We start from the raw sequence: 22,893 nt of genomic DNA on the forward strand, positions 1-22,893 counted from the left end.
GCAGCGTCAAATTGCACTACACGGCGGCGGGCTCTGGCCCGCCGATCGTCTTTCTGCACGGCTTTCCGGATCACGGAATGGGCTGGCGCCGGCAGATGCAGGCGCTTTGCGGCCGCTATCGCGTGATCGCGCCGGACCTGCGGGGCTTCGGACAAAGCGATGCGCCGCAAGGCTACGGCAACTATGTGCTGACCAATCTGGTCAACGACGTGCTGGCCGTTCTCGCCGCTGAAAAGCTGACCCAGGCCGCCATAGTAGGCCACGACTGGGGCGGTATCATCGCATGGTGGCTGGCCATACGAGTGCCGCAGGTCGTGCGCCATCTCGTCCTGTTGTCGACGCCGCACCCGCGCAATCATCTGCGTGCGATTGCCGACCCGGCCAATGCCGAGATCACCGGCTACATACGCCGCTTCCAGGTGCCGGGCGCAGCTCAGATGCTGGACATCAACGAACTCTGCGCCTGGGTCACCGATCCGGAGGACAGGCAAGCCCTGGTGGACTCCCTCACGCGATCCGATCCGGAGGCGATGCTGGGCTACTACAGAGCCAACATACCGCTTGGCAGAGTGCCTGACTTAGGTCAGTTACCTCTCGTCAAAGCGCCAACCCTGGTGCTGTTCGGCACCGACGATCCCTATGTTCCGGTCAGCGCTTTCGATGGCACGTTTCGCGAGGTCGATAACGTGACCGCATTGGTGGCGCTGCCCGGCGCCGGTCACTTTATCCACCACCAAGCAGGCAAGTTCGTCACCGAGCAGATCGAAGCGTGGGTGGAGCGATCGCCTTCCAGCTTCCGCCACCTTGCGTAAGGCGTCTCAGGATCGCCTGAGCAACTATAGAAAGCCGAATTCTGTCTGACCTCAAGCCGGCGGCATCGGGCCAAATCGGATACGGAAGCGCCTGTTTTCACGGCCCTTCTTTTCGATCTTGCCGATGTGGATTTCGCCGATTTCGCCGGTGCTTTTGACATGCGTGCCGCCACAAGGCTGGCTATCGACTGCGCCATTCTCACCGATGCAGACAAGGCGGATCTTGCCTGTACCGACTGGCGGGCGGACGTTCTTGGGCTTCACCAGGCCGGGATTCGCGGCGAGTTCCTCGTCGCTGATAAGCCTGGTGAAAATCGGATGATCGGCCCGCACCAGGTCCATCAGGCTGGCCGTCACCTCTTCCTTCGAGAAGCTGGCGTCCGGAATGTCGAAATCGACACGGCTATCGTCCTCGGAAACCGCCGCACCCGTGATTGGAAACGGGCAAACGACTGTCAGCAGGTGACAGGCCGCATGCATGCGCATCAACAGGTGCCGGCGTTCCCAGTCGATGCTGAGTTTGACCTTCTCGCCAACCGCCAAGGCCGCCTGCTCCGGCGCCGGCACATGGATGATCTCGTCCTTGGTTTCACCCGTGATGGTGGCGGCAATGGCGATGCGGCTGCCATCGGCGCGTTCGAGATAGCCGGTGTCTCCCGGTTGGCCGCCCGATGTGGCGTAGAAGATGGTGCGGTCGAGAATGATGCCGCCACGATCATTGACGGCAACGACCGTCGCATCCGCCGTGCTGAGATAAGCGTCGTCGCGAAACAGCGCTTCCGTCTTGTGCGCCATCACGCGACCTTTTCGAACGGCACCGAAATCTTGCTCTGCAACTCCATCCAGCCCGGCACCGGGAGATTCTTCTCGCGCAGGAATTCCGGGTTGAACAGCTTCGACTGATAGCGCGTGCCGTAGTCGCAAAGAATGGTCACGATGGTGTGGCCGGGGCCAAGCTCCCTGGCCAGCCGGATGGCGCCGGCAATGTTGATGCCGGTCGAGCCGCCGACGCACAGGCCTTCTTCCTGGATGAGGTCGAAGACGATCGGCAGCGCGTCCTCGTCCTTGATCTGGAAGGAGAAGTCCGGCGTGAACCCTTCGAGATTGGCGGTGATGCGCCCCTGCCCGATGCCTTCGGTGATCGAACTGCCCTCGGACTTCAATTCGCCGCTGGTGTAAAAACTGTAGAGCGCGGCCCCCAGCGGATCAGCGAGCGCGATCTTGACGTCCTTGCTCCTGGCCTTCAGCCCGAAAGCAACGCCAGCCAGCGTGCCGCCGGAACCGACCGCCGAGACGAAACCGTCAACCTTGCCGCCGGTCTGGTTCCAGATTTCCTCGGCCGTGGTGCGGATATGTCCGTCGCGGTTGGCGACATTGTCGAACTGGTTGGCCCAGATGGCGCCGTTCGGCTCGCTCCTGGCCATCTGCTCGGCCAGCCGTCCCGACAATTTCACGTAATTGTTGGGGTTCTTGTAGGGCACCGCCGGCACCTCGATCAGCTCGGCGCCGAGCAACCGGATCGTGTCCTTCTTTTCCTGGCTCTGCGTGTCCGGGATGACGATGACGGTGCGGTAGCCCAGAGCCTTGGCGACCAGCGTCAGCCCGATGCCCGTATTGCCGGCCGTCCCCTCGACGATGACACCGCCCGGCTGCAACAGGCCGCGCTGTTCGGCGTCACGGATGATGAACAGGCCGGCGCGATCCTTGACCGATTGCCCCGGATTCATGAATTCGGCCTTGCCCAGGATCTCGCAGCCGGTTTCTTCGGAAGCTTTGTTGAGGCGGATCAGAGGCGTGTTGCCGATCGCGTCGATCACAGAACGGGGCATTCAGGATTCCTTGTGTGCGTACGCCGAAACCCTAGAAACCCGAAGCTTCGGTTTCAAGGCAAGAATTTGTCTGGTCCAGTCGCATTACGGGCACTGCGTTGCATCGGCACCCTCCAGACTGGGCTCGATATCGCACAGTTCATTTGCACCCAACGTCGAAAAGCACTCTTTTCATTCGATTTCCTGACCGCTAGAGCAAGGCACCAACAAACTCGACAGGGCGCAGCATGACACTCTATCGGGCCGATCCGAAACACGGCGTCGCCTGGGTCACCGGCGGCAGCAGCGGTATTGGCCGCTCGCTGGCCAGGGACCTGGCGTCTCAAGGCTATGCGGTGGCGGTGACGGCGCTGGACGACGATCCGATCGACACGCTCATCGTCGAGACCGCGCAGATGCCGGGCAGCGTCACGGCTTTTCCCTGCGACGTCACCGACGAGCCGCGCATGGAAAGGACGGTCGCCGCGATCGAGAAGGAACTCGGCCCGATCGTGCTCGCCGTCTTCAATGCCGGAAACTACATTTCCACGCCTGGAGAGGCTCTCGTCGTCAAGGACTTTCGCCGCTCCTTCGAGGTCAACTATTTCGGCATCATCAACGGGCTGGTGCCGGTCGTGGACTATATGCGCGTGCGGGCGCGCGGCCATGTCGTTCTGGTCGGATCGGTCACTGCCTATTTCGGCTGGCCGACCACAGCTGCCTATGGCGGCACCAAGGCGGCGATCAACATCCTGGCCGAGTCGCTGAAGTACGATTTCGACAAGATGAACATCCGCGTCCAGGTGATAAACCCCGGTTTTGTCGACACGCCGCTAACCGAAAAGAACATGCTGCCAATGCCGGGCCTGATGCCGGTCAGCCGAGCGACACGCCGTATGGTGAAGGCAATCAAATCCGGCGGCTTCGAAGTCACCTTTCCGTACCGCACGAGCTGGCCGCTAAAGTTTCTCAGCCTGTTGCCCAGACCGATCACCCGGTGGGTGATCAGCTTGACGACCAGCTGGAAGGCGCGGCCGCTGCATTACGAGCGTAAACCGCCCAACAAATAGGATGCCCACAGGATTGGTGGCTTGGCTGCCTGAGCGGCCGTTGCCTGTTCATGGTCGCCACCATAGGTTTGTTGTTGTTGCGTGGAGTCTGCAATGGGGCGACGGATCGTGCTTGCTGTGCTGGGCCTGATCGTCGTCCTTGCTCTGGCTCTCGTCTTTGGCCCACGCGTTCCCATCGACACCACGATCCGTTTCGATCCTTCCGTCATCGGTGACGATCCGCAGGCCTATGTGGCCAAGGTGGAAGCCGCCGTGCCCGGCATCCGTGATGGGCTGGAGAAGGAGATCGTCTGGGCCAACTCGATGGTGCATGCCAAGACGCGGCTGTCGATCGTCTATATCCATGGCTTCTCGGCTTCGAAGGGCGAGGTCCGCCCCCTGCCCGACGACGTGGCCGACCAGCTCGACGCCAACCTCTTCTACACCCGCCTCACCGGTCACGGGCAAGACGGCGCGGCGATGACGCAAGGCAGCGTCAATGCCTGGATCAACGACTATGAGGAGGCGCTCGCCATCGGCCGGGCGATCGGCGACAAGGTGATCGTCATCTCGACCTCGACCGGCGGCTCGGTGGCGGTTTGGGCGGCAACGCAGCCGGGCGCATCGGATGGCGTGGCGGCCATTGCGTTCATCTCGCCCAATTTCGGCGTGAAGGCGTCCGGCGCCGAGATCCTGACCATGCCATGGGGCAAGCAGATCGCCGAACTCGTCATCGGCAAGGAGCGCAGTTTCGTGCCGCGCAACGCACTGCACGAAAAATTCTGGACCACCAAATATCCGGTTGCCGCGACGCTGCCGATGCAGGCGCTGACGGAACTTGCCTATGGTGCGCCGGTTGAGAAGGCGACCATCCCGGCTTTGTTCATCTTCTCGGATATGGACAGAGTGGTCCGGCCCGACCGCACGCGTGAGATCGCCGGGCGTTGGGGTGGCGCACATGAGCTGGTGCCCATCGAAAGCACGGGCGACTCGGACAACCATGTCATCGCCGGCGATGTGCTGTCGCCATCGACCACGGCTTTCCTGGCGCAACGGATTGCCGTCTGGGTCGAGGCGGTGGCGAAATAAGATGCAGAGACGAAAAGGGCGGCCGAAGCATCGCTTCAGCCGCCCTCTTCTCCATCAGTCAGGCAACCAGCCAACCGCTAAGGCTTGGCCGACCGCCACCAGGCGTTGTTAAGCAGCCCGCGCCGCCGGGCGCTTGCCGCCGAAGCGGCGCTTGTTGTTGCCCTTGAAGGGTTTTGCGCCTTCCGGCTTGCGTTCGCCAGCAAAGGCCGGCTTGTCGCCGAAGCGCTTCTTGCCGAAGCCGTTGCCCTTGTTCTCGCCGCCCGGCCGCCTGCCGTCGCGACGGCCGTTACGGTCGTTGCGATCATTGGCGGGTTCGAAGCGCTCGTTCTTTTCAGCCGGATTGCGCTGCGGATCGGGGCTGCCGAGATGGTCGGCAACGATTGGCAGCTTGGTGCGGATGATGCGCTCGACCTGACGCAGCTTGCTGTTCTCCGAAGGATCGCAAAGCGTGATCGCAATGCCGTCCATGCCGTTACGACCGGTGCGGCCGATGCGGTGGACGTAGCTTTCAGCCTCGTCCGGCAGATCGAAGTTCACGACATGGCTGATACCGGGGACGTCGATGCCACGCGCCGCGATATCGGTCGCGACCAGAATGCGCACCGACCCCTCACGGAAATCGTTCAGCGCCTTCTGACGAGCGTTCTGCGACTTGTTGCCGTGAATGACGGCGGCCTTGAAGCCATCGCGCTCGAGGTCCTTGGTCACCCGGTCGGCGCCGTGCTTGGTGCGCGAAAAGATGATGACGGACTTCATCGCCTCGTCGGCGAGCATCGTCGACAGAACCTGGCGCTTCTGCTTGGTGCGGGCGAAGACGACGCCTTGCACGATTTCGGCAGCCGCGGTGCTTTGCGGCGAGACTTCAATGCGGACCGGGTTCTTCAACAGGCCCTTGGCCAGTTCGGCGATCTCGTCCGGCATGGTGGCCGAAAACAGCGCCGTCTGGCGATCAGGCGCGGTCGCCTTGGCGATGCGCTTGACGTCATTGATGAAGCCCATGTCGAGCATGCGGTCGCCCTCGTCCAGCACCAGCCATTTGGTGTCGGAGAGGATGAGGTCGCCCTCGCGCACCAGGTCGGTCAACCGGCCGGGCGTGGCAATGAGGATGTCGACGCCGGGCGCAACCTTCTTCACCTGGCTGAAGCGCGAGACGCCGCCCAGCACCAGTGCGGTCGAGACATGCTGGCCTTTTGCGAGGATCTTGATGGTGTCTTCGATCTGCACGGCAAGTTCACGCGTCGGCGCCAGGATGAGTGCGCGGGCCGTCTTGGCGCGCCGCTTGGTGCCGAGCGCGATGATCTTCGACAGGATCGGCAGCGCGAAGGCCGCGGTCTTGCCGGAGCCGGTCTGTGCGATGCCGAAAATGTCACGGCCTTCCAGCTGCGGCGGGATCGCCTGCATCTGGATCGGCTTCGGTTCGGTGAAGCCGGCGTTGTGGGTGGCCTTGAGCAGCGCACCCGTAATTCCCAGCGCTGCGAAACCGGAGAGTTCCGCGGTGTCGTTGCCGGGCAAAGTGTTTTCGTTGGTCAAAATAATCTTCTTTCACGCGGCTCTGTGGCCGCAAACATCAATGGCGGCAGGGCGCAACCTGCCGTCGAAAAATTTGATATGAAACGACAAGGCGGGCGGACGTAAACGTCCACTCGGCTGCGCTGTCGTGCCCGCAGGCATCATGCCACGGGGCTTTTTCGCCACTTTGTGATGTACCGGAAAGAGGGGCCGATATACCGGAAAGAGGGAAAACAGACGCAACCAGTCTCATTTGTCGAGAAGGCCGGAATCTCCCGGCCCAAGCGCCTATGGGCTGCATATGGCTGAGTTCGCCCCGGAATGCAAGGGGCGTCATGTTGCGGTGCAGCAAAAACCAGCCAAAAGCCGACGCTTGCACTCCCCGGCGGGCATCATTACCACAAATGCAGCTTCTATTTTGGGGACCGAGCGATGAAGGAAGTGCTGAAGGAACTCGAGCGCCGGCGCGACATCGCCCGCATGGGTGGTGGCCAGGCGCGCATCGATGCCCAGCACAAGAAGGGCAAGCTTACCGCGCGCGAACGCGTCGAGGTGTTTCTCGACGAGGGCTCGTTCGAAGAGTTCGACATGTATGTCGAGCATCGCTCGACCGATTTCGGCATGGAGAAGACAAAGATCGCCGGCGATGGCGTCGTCACCGGCTGGGGCACGGTCAATGGCCGGCCGGTCTATCTCTTTGCCAAGGATTTCACCGTGTTCGGCGGCTCGCTGTCGGAAGCCCATGCCGAGAAGGTCATCAAGGTGCAGGAAATGGCGCTGCGCAACCGCGCGCCGATCATCGGGCTTTACGACGCCGGTGGCGCGCGCATCCAGGAAGGTGTGGCGGCGCTCGGCGGCTATGCCGAGATCTTCCAGCGCAACGTGCTGGCGTCGGGCGTCATTCCGCAGATTTCCGTGATCATGGGGCCGTGCGCCGGCGGCGACGTCTATTCGCCCGCCATGACCGACTTCATCTTCATGGTGCGCGACACCTCCTACATGTTCGTCACCGGGCCGGATGTGGTGAAGACCGTCACCAACGAGACGGTCACCGCCGAGAGCCTCGGCGGTGCCTCGGTGCACACGACCAAATCCTCCATCGCCGACGGCGCCTATGACAATGACGTCGAGGCGCTGTTGCAGATGCGCCGGCTGGTCGATCTGCTGCCCGCTTCGAACACATCGGAGCTTCCCGAAATCGAATGCTACCAGTCGGTCACCGACCACGATTTGTCGCTCGACCGGCTGATCCCAGACAATGCCAACAAGCCCTACGACATCAAGGAACTGATCCTGAAAGTCGCCGATGAAAGCGACTTCTTCGAGATCCAGCAGAACTTTGCCAAAAACATCGTCACCGGCTTCGGGCGCGTCGAAGGCCGCACGGTCGGCTTCGTCGCCAACCAGCCGATGGTGCTGGCCGGCGTGCTCGATTCCGACGCCAGCCGCAAGGCGGCGCGCTTCGTGCGCTTCTGCGATTGTTTTTCGATCCCGATCGTCACCTTCGTCGATGTCCCAGGCTTCCTGCCCGGCACGGCGCAGGAATATGGCGGGCTGATCAAGCATGGCGCCAAGCTGCTCTTTGCCTATGCCGAAGCGACCGTGCCGAAGATCACCGTCATCACCAGAAAAGCCTATGGCGGCGCCTATGACGTCATGGCCTCAAAACACCTGCGCGGCGACATGAATTATGCCTGGCCGACGGCGCAGATCGCGGTGATGGGGGCGAGAGGCGCGGTCGAAATCATCTACCGCAAGGACATCGGCGATGCGGAAAAGATCGCAGCCCATACAAAGACTTACGAGGATCGCTTCCTGTCGCCCTTCGTCGCCGCCGAGCGCGGCTATGTCGACGAGGTGATCATGCCGCACTCGACGCGCCGGCGTATTGCGCGGGCATTGCGGATGCTGCGCAACAAGGACATGCAGAACCCCTGGAAGAAGCACGACAACATCCCGCTTTAAGGCGCCGAAGAGCGTCTGCCAGCGGCAGCGAGCCCTCACTCCTCCTCCGCCGCGCCGAACCCCGCGTCCATGGTGGCGCTGGTAGGGCTCGCCCAGGGTGTAGCGTGATTGTCGATGCGCATCTGGAAGATGAAATAGGTCGGCGAGCAGAAGCCGATGCCTTTGACCTTGGCGACACCTGGCGTGTCCGGCGGCAGCGACTGGCACATATAATCCTCGCGGCAGAAATGATCGGCCGAGCAGGCCGGCCGGTTGCCGCGATTGACCGCGCCGCCGAGGCACTGGTCGAAATTGTTGGTCGCCACGCAAGTGTCGAATTTCTTGCCGCCGACCAGCCCGCAGATTTCGGACGGCATCGGCCTGCCCTTCTTGAAGGCGGCAAAGCTGCGGTCCTTGTCGTCGCAGGCGCGATAGGCGATGCCAGCCGGCACACCAATCTTCGGTGGCCGGCAGGTATAGGCGGTCCGAGAAATTCCCGGCGCGAAGGCGGCGAACTGGCCTGATATCGTGTAGCGGTCGTTGAAAGGCTGCGACTGATTGCTGGCAATCGACCCGGTCAGGCAGGGATGGCCGGAGAACATTCTTGGGCTGTCCTTGGGCAGCAGACACTGCGCCAGCGTGGTGCGCACATCAGATGCGGTCGCCAGCGGCGTGCAGACCGTGCCGCCGCCGCACTGCCAGGTCGCACCAAAGCGCTTGGCATCGTCCGGCATCAGGCACGGCATCGCCATTTCGGCTGGCGCGTAATCGACATCGCCGGCATCGGTCCAGATGGCAGGCGGCGCGAAGGACAGCGGCCGGTAGTGGTTCGGCTCCTTGCCTTCTTGCGTTGCGCGCAGCCAGGCCTGGCGCCGGGGAATCTCGGCATGGAGATGCGGTGAGATGCCGACCTCGATGCGGTTGAGCGGCGACGTCGTCTTGTCGTCGAGGCCGATGAGGTGGAAGCCGGCCGTGGATCCCGCCTGGTGACAGCCCTGGCAGGCGCCATTGTCCAGTCGCTCGACCAGCGCTTCCGGCGTGCGCACCAGTTTCAGCGAGGAATAATCGAGCGATGCGAATTCCTTGGATTGGAATAATTGCGTAAACGGATGATTGGCTTGCCGCGCACTGCCGAAGGTCGACCACGAGATGACCTTTCTAGCGAGGAATTCGTCGGGGATTTCATAGACGCCGAGATCGACCGCCGCGACGTTGGCGCTGACATAATCGGCCAGCCGTTTCTTCAGCTCCGCGTCTTGTGAGAGACGTTCGGTGTCCGGCGTATTCTCCAGCGGCTTCTCGCCGACCGTGGCGCCATCGATGGCGAAGATCCGCATGAGGTAGGCTGCCTGCCCGCCGAATTCGGTCTCCTGGCCGGAGGGAAAGCGCACGATCTGCGCATTGAGTTCGAGCTGCTTGAAGGTCAGCCCGGCTCGCTCCAGCGGCCCGCCGCTCAGCCAGCCGGCATCGACGCTCTCATCGAGTTGCGGCGTCCAGCGCCCGGCCACGCCGACGCAGCCGCCATCAGGGTCGGGTGCCGCACTGTAGACGGCGTTGAAGTTGAACGGCAGCCGCGAGGCCAGGACCTTGCCGTCCTTCCTGAAACTGTAGGCCAGGCGATAGATGAAACGCACCTCGCCGCAGCTCTTGTCGCCTTCCAAGGCGGCGAAATCACGCCGGTCCAGCCGATTGACGACGCCGACCAGCCGGAAGCGTGCCGCCTCGGTCTTCAGCCAGCGCATGTCCATGATGCGGCCGACATTGCCGTCGGTGACCTCGTAGAGCGTGCGCCCGCCGGCCTTCATCTCGGCCCGCAGCGTGGCGGTGTCTGATGCCACCGTATCGACGACCGCATGATAGGCCGGCGCCTTGTCATAGAGCGTCTTCAGATCGTCCGCGTCATCGACGCCGAAAATGCCGGCGAAGCCAAAACCCTTGGCATCGAGTGCGGCGAGAACCGCCGGATCATCGACGATGGTCACCGGATTTCCGGCGCTCGCTGCCGAAGCCGCGAAGACGGCAACGAGAGTGGCAAGCCACAGAGCCAGAGCACGACGCATTCAGGTCGCCTTGCTCGCTTCGACCAGTTCGCGCAGCACTGGCACCAGCGCCAGCGGCAGATCCTCGGCGATCAGCCCCGGCCCGAACCGGCGGCCGGCCTCGGCATGGATCCACACCGCCGCGCAGGCTGCTTCGAACGCCGGCATGGCTTGCGCCAGCAACCCGGCGGCAATGCCGGATAGAACGTCGCCAGAGCCAGCGGTAGCGAGCCACGGCGCGCCATTGGCATTGATCGCCGCCCTGCCATCGGGAGCAGCGATCACCGTGTCAGCGCCCTTATAGACAATGACGGCATTGGCACGTTCGGACGCGGCGCGCGCCTTGTCCAGTTTGGACGAGGCGTCATCACTGGCGATGTCTGGAAACAGCCTGGCGAACTCGCCGTCGTGAGGCGTCATCACCAGAGCCGGTGCATTCGAACTGTGCGCCGCTTCGAACAAGGCGTCCGGCGCCTCGCGAAACGCGGTGATCGCATCGGCATCGAACACAAGCCCATCGACCTGTGACGAAGCATTCTGCGGCTGGCCGGAGGCGAGGAGTGCCAGCCCAAAGGTCCGTGTTTTTTCACCAACGCCAAAGCCGGGCCCGAGGACGAAGGCGGAAGGCCGGCGCTCGCCGACAAATTCCCTGATGTCCGCGACGCCATCGGTCTTGCGCAGCATGATCGAGGTCAGATGGGCGGCATTGACCTGCATAGCGTTGCCCGGAGATAGCACGGTCACCGCCCCTGCCCCGCTTCGGGCTGCCGCAAGCGCCGACAACCGCGCCGCGCCAGTGGCGCTCGGCCCGCCGGAAAAGACGCCGACATGGCCGCGTTTGTATTTGTGCGCGTCGACGGCCGGAACCGGAAAACCACGCAGCCAAAGCGCCGGCCTGTTCTCGAACGCCCGGGGCTGGAGCCGTGCAATGATGTCGTCGCCGATGCCGATATCGGCAAGCACGATCTCGTCACACCGTTCGCGACCAGGCAGAAGCAGATGGCCGGGCTTCTTGCGTGCAAAGGTGACGGTAACATCAGCGGTAAATGCCTTGCCCAACACTTTGCCGCTATCACCGGAAACGCCGGAAGGCAGATCGACCGCGACAACGGGCAAACGCCGATCGGTGGCGATATCGACCGCTCTCGCGGCATCGCCGGACAGCGGCTTGGACAGCCCTGCCCCGTAAAGCGCGTCGACTACGATCGAGCCGGGCTCGGCCTCAAAGCCGGACAGTGGCCGAGGCGTGACCAGGCACTCCGCTGCGGCGAGCGCCGCGTCGCTTTGCGGCCTCGGCGCACCGGACGCCCAGATCGTGGTGGCAACGTCGCTGCCGGACAGGATGCGGGCGACGACATAGCCATCGCCACCGTTGTTGCCGGGGCCGCACAACACATGGACATGTGTCGCTGAGGGATAGCGCCTGAGAACTTCGGCCGCGACGGCTTCACCAGCGCGGCGCATCAGGCCGATGCCGTCGACTGGACCGGCGGCAATCGTCAGCCGGTCCGCCTCGGCCATTTCGGCGGAGATAAGAAGTTCGTTGCTCATGGATTGCCGATCCGCATTCGATCAAGCATTGTCCAGTTTTCGAGCCGAAGCAAACGAAGAGGAGTTGTCGCGATCCGCCGCCAGACCGTTAAGATGTGCGCCGCAGGCACAAAATTGCCCACTATATGAGCAACTTGCCTAGATTTTGTGCGGACGCCGGCGTGGGCACTGTGTAGGCTCCAGCAATCCATGCCGCAACCGATGCAGTGAATGACGCGAATTTGCATCCCGGCGCGGCATGGCTTCGAAATCGTATGAGACCGCTTCGAATCCCTCGGATTGGCACAGTTCGTGCTTGATGGAGGCGCAAGCGGGGGCTCACAACCCGTTTTTTGGCAGTGGAGGCCACTTTTTACATGAAAAAGATCGAAGCGATCATCAAGCCATTCAAGCTGGACGAAGTGAAGGAAGCGCTTCAGGAGGCCGGACTGCAAGGCATTACAGTGACCGAGGCCAAGGGCTTCGGACGCCAGAAGGGTCATACCGAACTCTACCGCGGCGCCGAATATGTCGTCGATTTCCTGCCCAAGGTGAAGATCGAGGTCGTGCTCGGCGACGATGCCGTCGAAGGTGCGATCGAAGCCATCCGCAAGGCGGCCCAGACCGGCCGGATCGGCGACGGCAAGATCTTCGTCTCCAATATCGAGGAAGTCGTACGCATCCGCACCGGCGAAACCGGCATGGACGCCGTCTGACGCGGCCATCCTCTAAGAAACGTCATCCATCAAAAAACGTCATCAAACAGGGATACATGACATGACGACAGCCAAAGACATCATGAAGCAGATCAAGGACAACGACGTGAAATTCGTCGACCTGCGCTTCACCGACCCGAAGGGCAAGCTGCAGCACGTAACGATGGATGTCGTCGAGGTCGAGGAAGACATGTTTGCCGACGGCGTCATGTTCGACGGCTCCTCGATTGCCGGCTGGAAGGCCATTAACGAGTCCGACATGGTGCTTATGCCCGATCCGGACACGGTCCACATGGACCCGTTCTTCGCGCAGTCGACCATGGTCATCCTGTGCGACATCCTCGACCCGGTTTCCGGCGAATCCTACAACCGCGATCCGCGCGGCACCGCCAAGAAGGCCGAGGCCTACATGAAGGCCGAAGGCATCGGCGACCAGATCTTCGTCGGCCCGGAAGCCGAATTCTTCGTGTTCGACGACGTCAAATACAAGGCCGATCCCTACAACACCGGCTTCAAGCTCGATTCCACTGAGCTGCCGTCGAATGACGACACCGACTACGAGACCGGCAATCTCGGCCACCGCCCGCGCATCAAGGGCGGCTATTTCCCGGTGCCGCCGATCGACAGCGCGCAGGACATGCGCTCCGAGATGCTGACCGTGCTCGCCGAAATGGGCGTGCGCGTCGAAAAGCACCACCATGAGGTGGCAGCCGCCCAGCACGAACTCGGCATCAAGTTCGACACGCTGGTCCGCAACGCGGACAAGATGCTGATCTACAAGTACGTCGTGCATCAGGTCGCCAATGCCTACGGCAAGACGGCGACCTTCATGCCGAAGCCGATCTTCGGCGACAACGGCTCGGGCATGCACGTCCACCAGTCGATCTGGAAGGGTGGCAAGCCGACCTTCGCCGGCAATGAATATGCCGGCCTTTCGGAAAGCTGCCTGTTCTACATCGGCGGCATCATCAAGCACGCCAAGGCGATCAACGCCTTCACCAACCCGCTGACCAACTCCTACAAGCGTCTGGTGCCCGGCTACGAAGCGCCGGTGCTGCTCGCCTATTCGGCGCGCAACCGCTCGGCGTCCTGCCGCATCCCGTTCGGCTCGTCGCCGAAGGCCAAGCGCGTCGAGGTCCGCTTCCCCGATCCGGGCGCGAACCCCTACCTCGCCTTCGCCGCCATGCTGATGGCCGGCCTCGACGGCATCAAGAACAAGATCCACCCGGGACAGCCGATGGACAAGGATCTCTACGACCTGCCGCCGAAGGAGCTGAAGAAGATTCCGACCGTCTGCGGTTCGCTGCGCGAAGCCTTGCAGAGCCTCGACAAGGACCGCGGCTTCCTGAAGGCCGGCGGCGTCTTCGACGACGACCAGATCGACAGCTACATCGAGCTGAAGATGGCCGAGGTGATGCGCTTTGAAATGACCCCGCATCCGGTCGAGTACGACATGTACTACTCGGTGTAAGAACCCGTCGGATAGCGTTGAAAAGCCCTTGAAGGATTTCCCCTTCAAGGGCTTTTTGCTGTCCCCAATGCTTCGCCGATGGATAGCGTGGCCACGCAACAGCGTGGCGAGCTCTTTTGGTTTTTAAGGATTGTTTGATAGTTGGACTTGCTTGGGTCGGTGACCTGGCAGAGCCGCAAATTAAGGCTAGCGGGCAGCTACTTCAACCGCAATCAATCGCCAGGAGCGAGCGGCACACTGCCTCAGGCTGCAATGCCCGCTCGTCCGGCGCCCCCGCCAATGCCGTCGTTCAAGAAACCCCGCCCCGTTCGAACAGCATCGCTTTGGCGTAACCCCAAGGCCACGAATACGCATGCCGCAGCGTGATCTGTCAACGCCGCCAGCCGAAGGCATAAATCGCGGATTTCGATGTATGAACAGAGGCTTATAGAGAGGATCGTTGGTGTACGGATGAGCTGAAACAGGCTGTTTTCCGGGCTTTTTCAAGGAACTCGGAAACGCACGACACCGGTGGTGGCAAGGGGCACCAGCCAAAAGCCTCTCCGGCCAGTGAATTTGCCCGGTCCTTTTCAACCTGACTTTTTTTGGGGGTATTCGCTCCGCCAAGCCAGCACGGCAAAAAGAACCCCGGCAAAGCCGGGGTTCTCGCACGGACAAGCATCGGAGGGTGACGCCTATCCGGCAAGTTCGTCGGGGCCGTGCAGGTTCCAGTCCGTCCGCCTGGCCAGCACCAGCACATAGTAGATGGCCGCCACGACCATGATCAGCAGCGTCGCGATCAGGCTCGGGCGCCCGAAGGCGGCGTCGAGCAGGTTCTGATAGGCGACATAGACCAGCGCCACGAAGGCAAGGATGGCCGGCACCGGAAACAAGGGCATGCGGTAGTGTCCGCCAGCCGTGGTGCCGTTGCGGCGCCCGGCAAACGCCGCCACGCAGAGAAGCGCGTAGATCACCACCAGCGAGGTGCCGCTGACCACCAGCAGCAGGTTGATGTCGATGAAGCAGGCGACCGCCGCCAGCACCGACACGACGATGGTGGCGATCCACGGCGACGCGTAGCTGCCATGGACGGAGGCGACCGCGGCGTTGATCGGACCGAACCAGGTCTTGTCGCGGCCGGAGCTGAACAGCAGCCGCGCCGCCTGCAGGATGATGGCGATCACCGCGTTGAAGATCGCAACCGCGATGGCGAGGCTGATCAGCACCGTCAGCGCATGGCCGCCGCGCGCCTCGAGGAAATATTCTATTTTCTGGGGAGCTGCGAGCAGTCCCGCCAGATCGGGCGACCCCAGCAGCACGGCGGTCAGCGGAATGAGCTCCGCGGCGACCGTGATCAACAGCGCCCACACCACGACCTTGCCGATGTTGCGTTTGGCGTCCTGTGTCTCCTCGCCGAAATAGGCGGCCGCGCCATAGCCATTATAGGCAAAGAGCGAGACAGCGGTGGCCGCAAGGATGATCCCGGCCGACGCCGGCACCAGCGTGTTGGTGGCATCGAGCAATTGCGGCGACGTGAACAGGCTCGACAGCGGCCGCTCGACGTGGGCGAAGCCGAGACCGGTCAGGATCAGCAGCGCCAGCATCTCGATGCCGAGGAAGATGCCGGTGACGAAGGCGTTGAGCTTGATGCGCATTGCCGCGACCGTGCCGGCCAGCGCGATCGTCACCACGCCGACCCATTGCGGGCTGAGGTTGGGAATGAGCACACCGAGATAGGTGCCGACGCCGAGCGCGATGACGGCGACGATCAGCACGATCGAGACGAACACCAGCACCAGCGTGACAAAGCCCCAGAAGCGGCCGAGCGTGCGGCCGATCATGGTGTATTCGCCGCCGGCCATCGGATAGGCCGACGACAGTTCGGCGTAGACGAAGGCCATGAACAGCCCGATCACCGCGGCAATGACGAAACTGAGAAATGAGCCGGTGCCGGCGAGCGCAATGACGCCCGGCACGATGATGAACACCGAGGATGCCGGCGTCACGGCCGACAGCACGATCATCAGCGTGCCCAGTGCATTGAGCGCCCGGTCCAGTCCCTTGGCGGTTGGCGCAGCCTTGTCGACCGCCCCTGTTGTTGCTTCGTTTGTAGACATCGTCCTCCCATTTTTTTAATCAGATAAAAATTATCCTCCGACGCGGAACCTATCGATCGAGTCAGATATCGTCAACAAATATGGTGCATTGGTGCTTGAAAAATTTCACATGTCAGTTTTTAATTGAATCAAATTCAGGAAACAGAAATGGGACGACCCAAAACCCAGACCGATCGCCGCCTCACTCTGGTCGCGGCGGCAGAATCGATGATCGCCAAGCGCGGCCTTGCCGGCGTCACCCTGCGCGACGTCGCCAATGAAGCGGGGATGAGTTCGAGCGCCCTGCTCTACTACTATCCCGGCCTGAAGGACCTGCTGGATGATGTGCAGCGCAAGGCCGTCGAGCGGTTCTGCACGATACGCGCAGCTTCGGTCGCCGAGATCGCCGATCCGCGGCTGCGGCTGAAAACGATGATCGAAAGCGGGCTGCCGACCGATGCGGACGACCAACTCTGCCGGCTGCTGCTCGAGCTCGGCGCCTATTCGCGCTCTGAAGCGAGCTATGCGGCCCGCCATATCACCTTGTTCGAGCGGCAGGTGTCGATCTATGTCGGCATCCTGGAAGCGGGCGCGGCCACCGGCATCTTCAAGCTGCAGGCGACCAGCGAGACGATCGCGCGCAGCCTGGTGGTGCTCGAGGATGGACTGGGGCTGCATCTCGTCAACGTTGTGCCCGCGGTCGATCAATCTTCGGCCTTGGCAATCCTGACAAGCTATGCCGAGCTTGCGACCGGCTGCGGCCTTCGCTGAGCCCGCTTACATCAACGGAGCGAAACCCAAGCATGGACCAACTGCCCACCCAAATCACCACGCCAGCCGGTAAGGCGCGAGCCCGCGCGCTCGCCATTCCCTTGCAAGGCACGCCCGGTCCCGCCAATGCCATCACCGATGTCGACGGCGTCCTGGTCGGTTATTCCACGATCATCAAGGGCGAAGGCGAGCTCGACCGCGGACAAGGACCGGTGCGCACCGGCGTGACGGCCATCCTGCCATTCGGCCATGAAGGCGTCGGCGTCGCCTGCGCCGCCGGCTACCACTCCTTCAACGGCAATGGCGAGATGACCGGCGCATCGTGGATCGAGGAAGCCGGCAGCATCAGCCTGCCGATCCTGATAACCAACACCCATGCGATCGGCCCCTGCCATCGCGGCGTCATCGATTGGGTGGCGCGCCACAAGCCCAGTGTCGCGAGCCAGTGGCTGCTGCCGGTGGTGGCCGAGACCTGGGACGGCTATCTCAACGACATCAACGGCTCGCATGTCACAGTCGATCACGCGATGGCCGCGATTGACAACGCAGCAAGCGGGCGCATCGAGGAAGGCTCGGTCGGCGGCGGCACGGGCATGAATTGCTATGCCTTCAAGGGCGGCTCGGGCACGGCCTCGCGGATCGTCGATTACGGCCATCGTTCCTACACGGTCGGCGTCTTCCTGCAGGCCAATTTCGGTTCGCGCCGCGAACTCACCATCGCCGGCGTACCGCTTGGTGATCGGCTGGCAGACGACAACCCGATGGAAACGTACTTCCGGGGTGGCCCGACGGGCGCCGGCTCCTGCATCGGCATCATCGCCACCGACGCCCCGCTCTTGCCTGGCCAATGCAAGGCGCTGGCCCGGCGTGTACCGCTCGGCCTGGCGCGGACCGGCACTACGGGCTCGCATTTCTCCGGCGATATTTTCCTCGGCTTCTCGACCGCCAACCGCGATGCGCTCAACGGCCGCTTTCCCAAAGGCCCTGCCAGCGAAGAGAGCTACAGCCGCATGGATTTCATCCCGTGGGGTCGCATGGACGATTTCTATGCTGCCGTCGTGCAGGCAACCGAGGAGGCAGTGCTCAACGCGCTCGTCGCCAACAGTGACATGATCGGTCGCGACGGCAACCGTACGCCGGCTTTGCCCCATGCCAAGGTCGTCGCCGCACTGAAGGTGCGCGCGACGTGATCGCCGACTGATCCTTTGCACGCTATAATCCGGGGCGGCACCAGCAAGCTGCCGCCCGACGACAAAGCTCTCGCAGTCATCTCTTCAATTTTCATGACCGGATTCACCCGGTCATAAATCTATCCATCTATCCTCGGGTGCGAAGATGGAGCATTACCCGATGATCGCCAGGCGAGTTATTGCCGCGCTACTGGTCGCCTTGTTCGTGATGGGGGAGTCTTCCAGCACGTTTGGCGGCAGCCTCCAACAGCTTAGCCAAACCGACAAAGCCGCATTCGACAATATCGTGAGCGCCCTCGACAATTGGCGCAGCGATCCCGCGCAAGTCGCGAAGGTTCAGGCGGACATCCAGAATTTCAGCGCCGCCCACCCCGGCTTTGTCCCCATTCAAGTGGAGGCAGCCCGCGCCAAATGGCTATGGGTTTCGGACGGCCTCGGCATGATCATCGGAGCCAAATCATTCACTCCGATTGTTCTGGAGCTGCAAAAACTCGAGCCGACCTATGCCAAATCCTACATTCTGGGTGCTCGCGCCTTCATTCTCTCGGGCGACCCGGCCAGCGCCAGGCTTCAACTCGGCAAGGCAGCTGAACTCGATGCCAAGGATCCCTGGGTTGATCTGACCTCAGCACTTTTGTTCGACCGAACCGGTGATCCCAACAAGGCAGTGATATCCGCCGGGGCTGGCCTTGCCAAAGCGAAAGGGCAACCATTGGCAATCGCCGAGGCTGTCGTGACAATCGCAAGCAACGGCGGCATCCCGGATGACAAATCCGCCGATCTGCTCGCGGACCAGATCTACAAAATCGACGCAGATGCTTCGACTTTGACCACGGTCATGGCAAAGGCACTGGATCAGTACAGGTTTCAGCCGGGACTTCTGCAAACGCTCGCGCAAGTCACGCAGCGCGTCCTGGCTTCGTCGGAGCCAACGCCGGAATTTCAGCTTCAGATGGCGCGCTGGAACCTGGCATCTGGATACCTGTATTTCTACGCTGGAACGTTCCGATACCAGCCGGACTACGCGAAAGCCGCACTCAAGATACTGGACCAAATCCGGGATGATCCGGATGTCGCCCAAATGGCCTGGAGCCTTCGTTTCGATATCGCCGCAAGCCTCGACGATTCCCCCGAGATCCAACGATTGATCGCGGAGGGCGAAAGCAGAAAATATCCTGTGCAATTGGTGGCGCCCAAAAAAGGCACACAACTCTACGCTCAAGGAAAATTCTGGGAGTTGATCGCTCTCTACAAGGAAGCAGGCCTGCAGGATGACGAATTGATTGCAAGGGCCGATGGGCGTGTCGGCACTGGAGACACTGCGAGGCGTTACTACCTGCGGCAATTGGAAATGGCGCCAACGGCGCCAAACCTGAACGCGAACTATGCGCAGTTTTTGCTGATGCGCTTTGCTGACGCCGACGGCGCTATCGAGTACGCGGGAAAGGCGCTTTCGCTGACGCCTTACGAGAGCGCGCGGCAAACTCTTTCACTTGCGCTGCTCCTGAAGTCCGGCCGCTACCTTCGCAGTGGAAATCTCCCCAAGGCAAGGAGCACGCTTGAGCAGGCGAGCCTGGTGGGGATCGATCAGGACTATGCCAGAAAATGGTGTCTGGATTTCTGCAACGATGTGGATGCCGCGCTGGCGGCAGTTCAATAGGTAAACGGCGCTCACCAGACCTACGGCAAAAAAGAACCCCGGCTTTCGCCGAGGTTCTTCAGACTGCTGACAAACCCCTGGCATTTGCCGGGGGTTTTTGATTCACTGGGTCATGTTGAAGCGACCCGCCCCTGAACAGACCGCGCTTGAGATGGTAACGCTGGATCAGCTGGTTCCGGCTGATCACCTGTTGCGCAAGATCGACCGTGTGATCGATTTCTCCTTCATCCACGATCTGACGGCGCCACTCTATTGCCCGGACAATGGCCGGCCGCCGCTCGATCCGACCTTGATGTTCAAGGCGCTGTTCATCGGCTACCTGTTTGGAGTTCGCTCGGAACGGCAGTTGGTGCGCGAGATCGAGGTCAATGTCGCCTATCGTTGGTTTTTGCGGCTGAAACTGACGGACAAGGTGTTCGACGCCTCGACGCTGTCGCAGAACCGGCGTCGACGCTACGACGACACCAGCGTGTCGCAGGCGATCTTCGACCGTATCGTCGAGCAGGCGATCCGAGCGGGCCTTGTCGATGGCACGGTGCTTTACACCGACTCCACCCATCTGAAGGCCAACGCCAACAAGGGCAAATACGATCTTGCCATGATCGCCAAGTCGCGGGCCGACTATTGGGCCGACCTCGATCGTGCGATCGACGCCGAACGAGGGCTGCACGGCCAGAAGCCGCTGAAGGAGAAGCAACGCCAGCCCGCGGTGAAGGAGACGAAGGTATCGCGCACCGATCCCGACAGCGGCTACATGGTGCGCGAGGGCAAACCGAAGGGCTTCTTCTATCTCGACCACCGCACGGTGGATGCGGCCCACGCCATCATCACCGACACGCACACGACAGCGATCGTCCACGATTCTACGGTCTACCTGTCGCGGCTCGACCGCCAGGTGGAGCGCTTCGGCTTTGATGTCGGCGCTGTCGGGCTGGACGCCGGCTATGCCACGGCCGGCATCGCCAAAGGGCTGGAGGATCGCGCAATACGCGGCGTCACCGGCTATCGCCGCCCAACACCGCCCAAGCCTGGCATGATGGGACCGTCATCCTTCACCCATGAGCCCGAGACCGATGGCTATCGCTGCCCACAGGGCCAGTTGTTGGCCTACGCGACCACCGACCGCAATGGCTACCGCCATTACAAGAGCGCCCCCGCTATCTGCCGCGACTGTCCACTGCTCGCTTCCTGCACCACCAATGCCAAGGCCCAGCGCACCATCATCCGCCACGTCTGGGCCGATGCCAAGGAACGCACCGACGCCAACCGGCTGACGGCGTGGGGCAAGGCCGTCTACCGCCGCCGCAAGGAAACTGTCGAGCGCTCCTTCGCCGACGCCAAGCAACTGCACGGCCACCGCTATGCCCGGTTCCGAAGTCTCACCAGGGTAGCCTGCCAGTGTCTGATCGCCGCCGCAGCCCAGAACATGAAGAAGATCGCCCTGGCCCTCAGCCCAAGGCCAAAACCCCGCCTCGCATGAGGCAGGCAACCCTGACAAACGCTGCTGACGGCCGAAAATCCTGACCCACCAACCCCATAAGAAAAACCCCGCCGAAAATCGACGGGGTTTGTCAGCGGTCTGAAGAACCCCGGCTTTCGCCGAGGTTCTTGTTCGGTTGTCAGATGGCATGGGGCCGTCAGCCCCACATCCGACGAATGACTAAGCGGCAGCCGAGACCTTCGCGTCGGTCGCAACTTCCGAGATGGTCTTCAGGATCTGGGAGGCGATCTGGTAGGGGTCGCCTTGCGAGTTCGGGCGGCGATCTTCCAGATAACCCTTGTAGTCATTCTTGATGAAGGAGTGCGGCACACGGATCGAGGCACCACGGTCGGCGATGCCGTAGCTGAACTTGTTCCATGGCGCGGTCTCGTGCTTGCCGGTCAGACGCTTGTCGTTGTCCGGCCCGTAGACGGCGATGTGGTCCATCAGGTTCTTGTCGAACTGCGCCATCAGCGATTCGAAATACGCCTTGCCGCCGACCTCGCGCATATAGGCGGTCGAGAAGTTGGCATGCATGCCCGAGCCGTTCCAATCGGTATCGCCGAGCGGCTTGCAGTGGAACTCGATGTCGATGCGGTATTTTTCAGTGAGGCGCAGAAGCAGATAGCGGGCGATCCACATCTGGTCGGCGGCCTTCTTGGAGCCCTTGCCAAAGATCTGGAATTCCCACTGGCCCTTGGCCACTTCGGCGTTGATGCCTTCATGGTTGATGCCTGCAGCGAGGCAAAGGTCGAGATGATCTTCGACGATCTGGCGCGCGACATCGCCGACGTTCTTGTAGCCGACGCCGGTGTAGTACGGGCCCTGCGGCGCGGGATAGCCGCTCTCCGGGAAGCCGAGCGGGCGGCCGTCCTTGTAGAAGAAATACTCCTGCTCGAAGCCGAACCAGGCACCCTCGTCATCGAGGATGGTGGCGCGCTTGTTGGAAGCGTGCGGCGTGACGCCGTCGGGCATCATGACTTCGCACATGACCAGCACGCCATTGGTGCGGGTCGGGTCCGGATACACCGCGACCGGCTTCAGTACGCAGTCGGAGCTGTGGCCCTCGGCCTGCATCGTCGAGGAACCATCGAAGCCCCACAGCGGCAGCTCTTCGAGCGTCGGGAATTCGGCGAATTCCTTGACCTGCGTCTTGCCGCGAAGGTTGGGGACCGGGGTGTATCCATCGAGCCAAATGTACTCGAGCTTGTATTTCGTCATTCTAGCCTCTCGTTGCTTGATCACCGAACACCAGACGGGGTCGACATGCGTCTGCCGTCGGCAGCCGGCGCTGCCGATTGATAAAATGCAATTCGTGTGCCACTCCGGCGTCGATGGGTGCGGCAAAATGGCCGCGATATTGCGTTAGATCTGTTGAGCCGCCTCATCATTGGGTCGAGATCAGTCAAACGCATATCATGCATAAATATTAGGCATTTAATGATCTTTTCGTAGGCATATTGCCTAAAGGAATCGCAGGACCTATCTTCTGGGAAAGCTGAATCGAAAAGCTCCTGAAGAAGAAAGGAGACCGCTCATGGAAGTCGTCCACTCCCGTCCGTCGGCAAAAATTCTGATGTTCCCTCTGGCAGCGCGCAATTCTGCCTCAAATTTAGGCGTGAAGGCGAAATTCGCGGCAGAGCTCGCCTCGTTGCGCAACACGCACGCTGATTTTGACGGCTGGTACCACGAAGCGGCCGTCGAGGAAGAAAATCAGCGCAAGAGCTGATCCGCTTCTTCAGGCCTCAGA

The 22,893-nt window shown here is 61.9% G+C and carries 18 protein-coding genes; 11 read left to right on the forward strand and 7 right to left on the reverse strand.

The genetic code is table 11. From position 1 onward, the window contains the following. The first annotated feature begins 11 nt into the window (after positions 1-11). Positions 12-812, forward strand: a complete 801-nt coding sequence (locus tag DBIPINDM_RS36905) for an alpha/beta fold hydrolase (protein WP_258583872.1) — start codon at positions 12-14, stop codon at positions 810-812. A 51-nt stretch (positions 813-863) separates the two neighbouring features. On the opposite strand, the gene DBIPINDM_RS36910 is transcribed toward DBIPINDM_RS36905, so the two are convergent. Then, positions 864-1,607, reverse strand: coding sequence for an alanyl-tRNA editing protein (locus DBIPINDM_RS36910; RefSeq protein WP_258583873.1), 744 nt, complete (start codon positions 1,605-1,607; stop codon positions 864-866). Continuing rightward, the gene (locus tag DBIPINDM_RS36915; protein ID WP_258583875.1) at positions 1,607-2,641 is read right to left on the reverse strand and encodes a cysteine synthase A; all 1,035 of its coding nucleotides are present in this window, start codon (positions 2,639-2,641) and stop codon (positions 1,607-1,609) included. The genes DBIPINDM_RS36910 and DBIPINDM_RS36915 overlap by 1 nt, the downstream gene beginning before the upstream one ends. Positions 2,642-2,868: 227 nt before the next feature. Between DBIPINDM_RS36915 and DBIPINDM_RS36920 the strand changes: the two genes are divergently transcribed. Then, the gene (locus tag DBIPINDM_RS36920) at positions 2,869-3,690 is read left to right on the forward strand and encodes an SDR family oxidoreductase (RefSeq protein WP_258583876.1); all 822 of its coding nucleotides are present in this window, start codon (positions 2,869-2,871) and stop codon (positions 3,688-3,690) included. A gap of 93 nt (positions 3,691-3,783) precedes the next feature. Continuing rightward, positions 3,784-4,758 carry an alpha/beta hydrolase gene (locus DBIPINDM_RS36925; RefSeq protein ID WP_258583877.1) on the forward strand — a complete coding sequence of 325 codons (975 nt, stop codon included), beginning with the start codon at positions 3,784-3,786 and terminating at the stop codon, positions 4,756-4,758. A 108-nt stretch (positions 4,759-4,866) separates the two neighbouring features. Here DBIPINDM_RS36925 and DBIPINDM_RS36930 read toward each other — a convergent pair whose 3' ends face one another. Further along, positions 4,867-6,288: a DEAD/DEAH box helicase gene (locus tag DBIPINDM_RS36930; protein WP_258583878.1), complete on the reverse strand. Its 1,422-nt coding sequence runs from the start codon at positions 6,286-6,288 to the stop codon at positions 4,867-4,869. 411 nt (positions 6,289-6,699) lie between these two features. Between DBIPINDM_RS36930 and DBIPINDM_RS36935 the strand changes: the two genes are divergently transcribed. After that, positions 6,700-8,232, forward strand: a complete 1,533-nt coding sequence (locus tag DBIPINDM_RS36935) for an acyl-CoA carboxylase subunit beta (RefSeq protein ID WP_258583880.1) — start codon at positions 6,700-6,702, stop codon at positions 8,230-8,232. 35 nt (positions 8,233-8,267) lie between these two features. Here DBIPINDM_RS36935 and DBIPINDM_RS36940 read toward each other — a convergent pair whose 3' ends face one another. Next, on the reverse strand, positions 8,268-10,271 hold the full coding sequence (locus DBIPINDM_RS36940) for a hypothetical protein (protein WP_258583881.1): 2,004 nt from the start codon (positions 10,269-10,271) through the stop codon (positions 8,268-8,270). Next, entirely contained in the window at positions 10,272-11,801 is a 1,530-nt protein-coding gene (locus DBIPINDM_RS36945; RefSeq protein WP_258583882.1) for an NAD(P)H-hydrate dehydratase, read from the reverse strand. It abuts the gene before it with no gap. 356 nt (positions 11,802-12,157) lie between these two features. Here DBIPINDM_RS36945 and DBIPINDM_RS36950 point away from each other — a divergent pair, with 356 nt between their 5' ends. Further along, entirely contained in the window at positions 12,158-12,496 is a 339-nt protein-coding gene (locus DBIPINDM_RS36950) for a P-II family nitrogen regulator (RefSeq protein ID WP_006205430.1), read from the forward strand. A gap of 61 nt (positions 12,497-12,557) precedes the next feature. Beyond that, the gene (gene glnA, locus DBIPINDM_RS36955) at positions 12,558-13,967 is read left to right on the forward strand and encodes a type I glutamate--ammonia ligase (protein WP_258583888.1); all 1,410 of its coding nucleotides are present in this window, start codon (positions 12,558-12,560) and stop codon (positions 13,965-13,967) included. Positions 13,968-14,641: 674 nt separating this feature from the next. Here the strand turns inward: glnA and DBIPINDM_RS36960 are convergent. After that, positions 14,642-16,063, reverse strand: coding sequence for an APC family permease (locus DBIPINDM_RS36960; protein WP_258583889.1), 1,422 nt, complete (start codon positions 16,061-16,063; stop codon positions 14,642-14,644). A 147-nt stretch (positions 16,064-16,210) separates the two neighbouring features. Here DBIPINDM_RS36960 and DBIPINDM_RS36965 point away from each other — a divergent pair, with 147 nt between their 5' ends. The 4 genes from DBIPINDM_RS36965 (at position 16,211) to DBIPINDM_RS36980 (ending at position 21,143) form a co-directional block, all read left to right on the forward strand. Continuing rightward, entirely contained in the window at positions 16,211-16,813 is a 603-nt protein-coding gene (locus DBIPINDM_RS36965) for a TetR/AcrR family transcriptional regulator (protein ID WP_258583890.1), read from the forward strand. 32 nt (positions 16,814-16,845) lie between these two features. Then, positions 16,846-18,003 (forward strand): P1 family peptidase, encoded by a 1,158-nt coding sequence (locus DBIPINDM_RS36970; RefSeq protein ID WP_258583891.1) that lies wholly within the window; start codon positions 16,846-16,848, stop codon positions 18,001-18,003. 160 nt (positions 18,004-18,163) lie between these two features. Continuing rightward, the gene (locus DBIPINDM_RS36975) at positions 18,164-19,663 is read left to right on the forward strand and encodes a hypothetical protein (RefSeq protein WP_258583892.1); all 1,500 of its coding nucleotides are present in this window, start codon (positions 18,164-18,166) and stop codon (positions 19,661-19,663) included. 112 nt (positions 19,664-19,775) lie between these two features. After that, positions 19,776-21,143, forward strand: a complete 1,368-nt coding sequence (locus tag DBIPINDM_RS36980) for an IS1182 family transposase (protein WP_258581702.1) — start codon at positions 19,776-19,778, stop codon at positions 21,141-21,143. 180 nt (positions 21,144-21,323) lie between these two features. Here DBIPINDM_RS36980 and DBIPINDM_RS36985 read toward each other — a convergent pair whose 3' ends face one another. Next, positions 21,324-22,364 carry a glutamine synthetase beta-grasp domain-containing protein gene (locus tag DBIPINDM_RS36985; RefSeq protein WP_095203299.1) on the reverse strand — a complete coding sequence of 347 codons (1,041 nt, stop codon included), beginning with the start codon at positions 22,362-22,364 and terminating at the stop codon, positions 21,324-21,326. A gap of 316 nt (positions 22,365-22,680) precedes the next feature. Here DBIPINDM_RS36985 and DBIPINDM_RS36990 point away from each other — a divergent pair, with 316 nt between their 5' ends. Beyond that, positions 22,681-22,872 carry a DUF2735 domain-containing protein gene (locus tag DBIPINDM_RS36990; protein ID WP_258583893.1) on the forward strand — a complete coding sequence of 64 codons (192 nt, stop codon included), beginning with the start codon at positions 22,681-22,683 and terminating at the stop codon, positions 22,870-22,872. Positions 22,873-22,893 lie beyond the last annotated feature (21 nt).

Source organism: Mesorhizobium sp. AR02 (assembly GCF_024746835.1).
Taxonomy (GTDB): Bacteria; Pseudomonadota; Alphaproteobacteria; order Rhizobiales; family Rhizobiaceae; genus Mesorhizobium.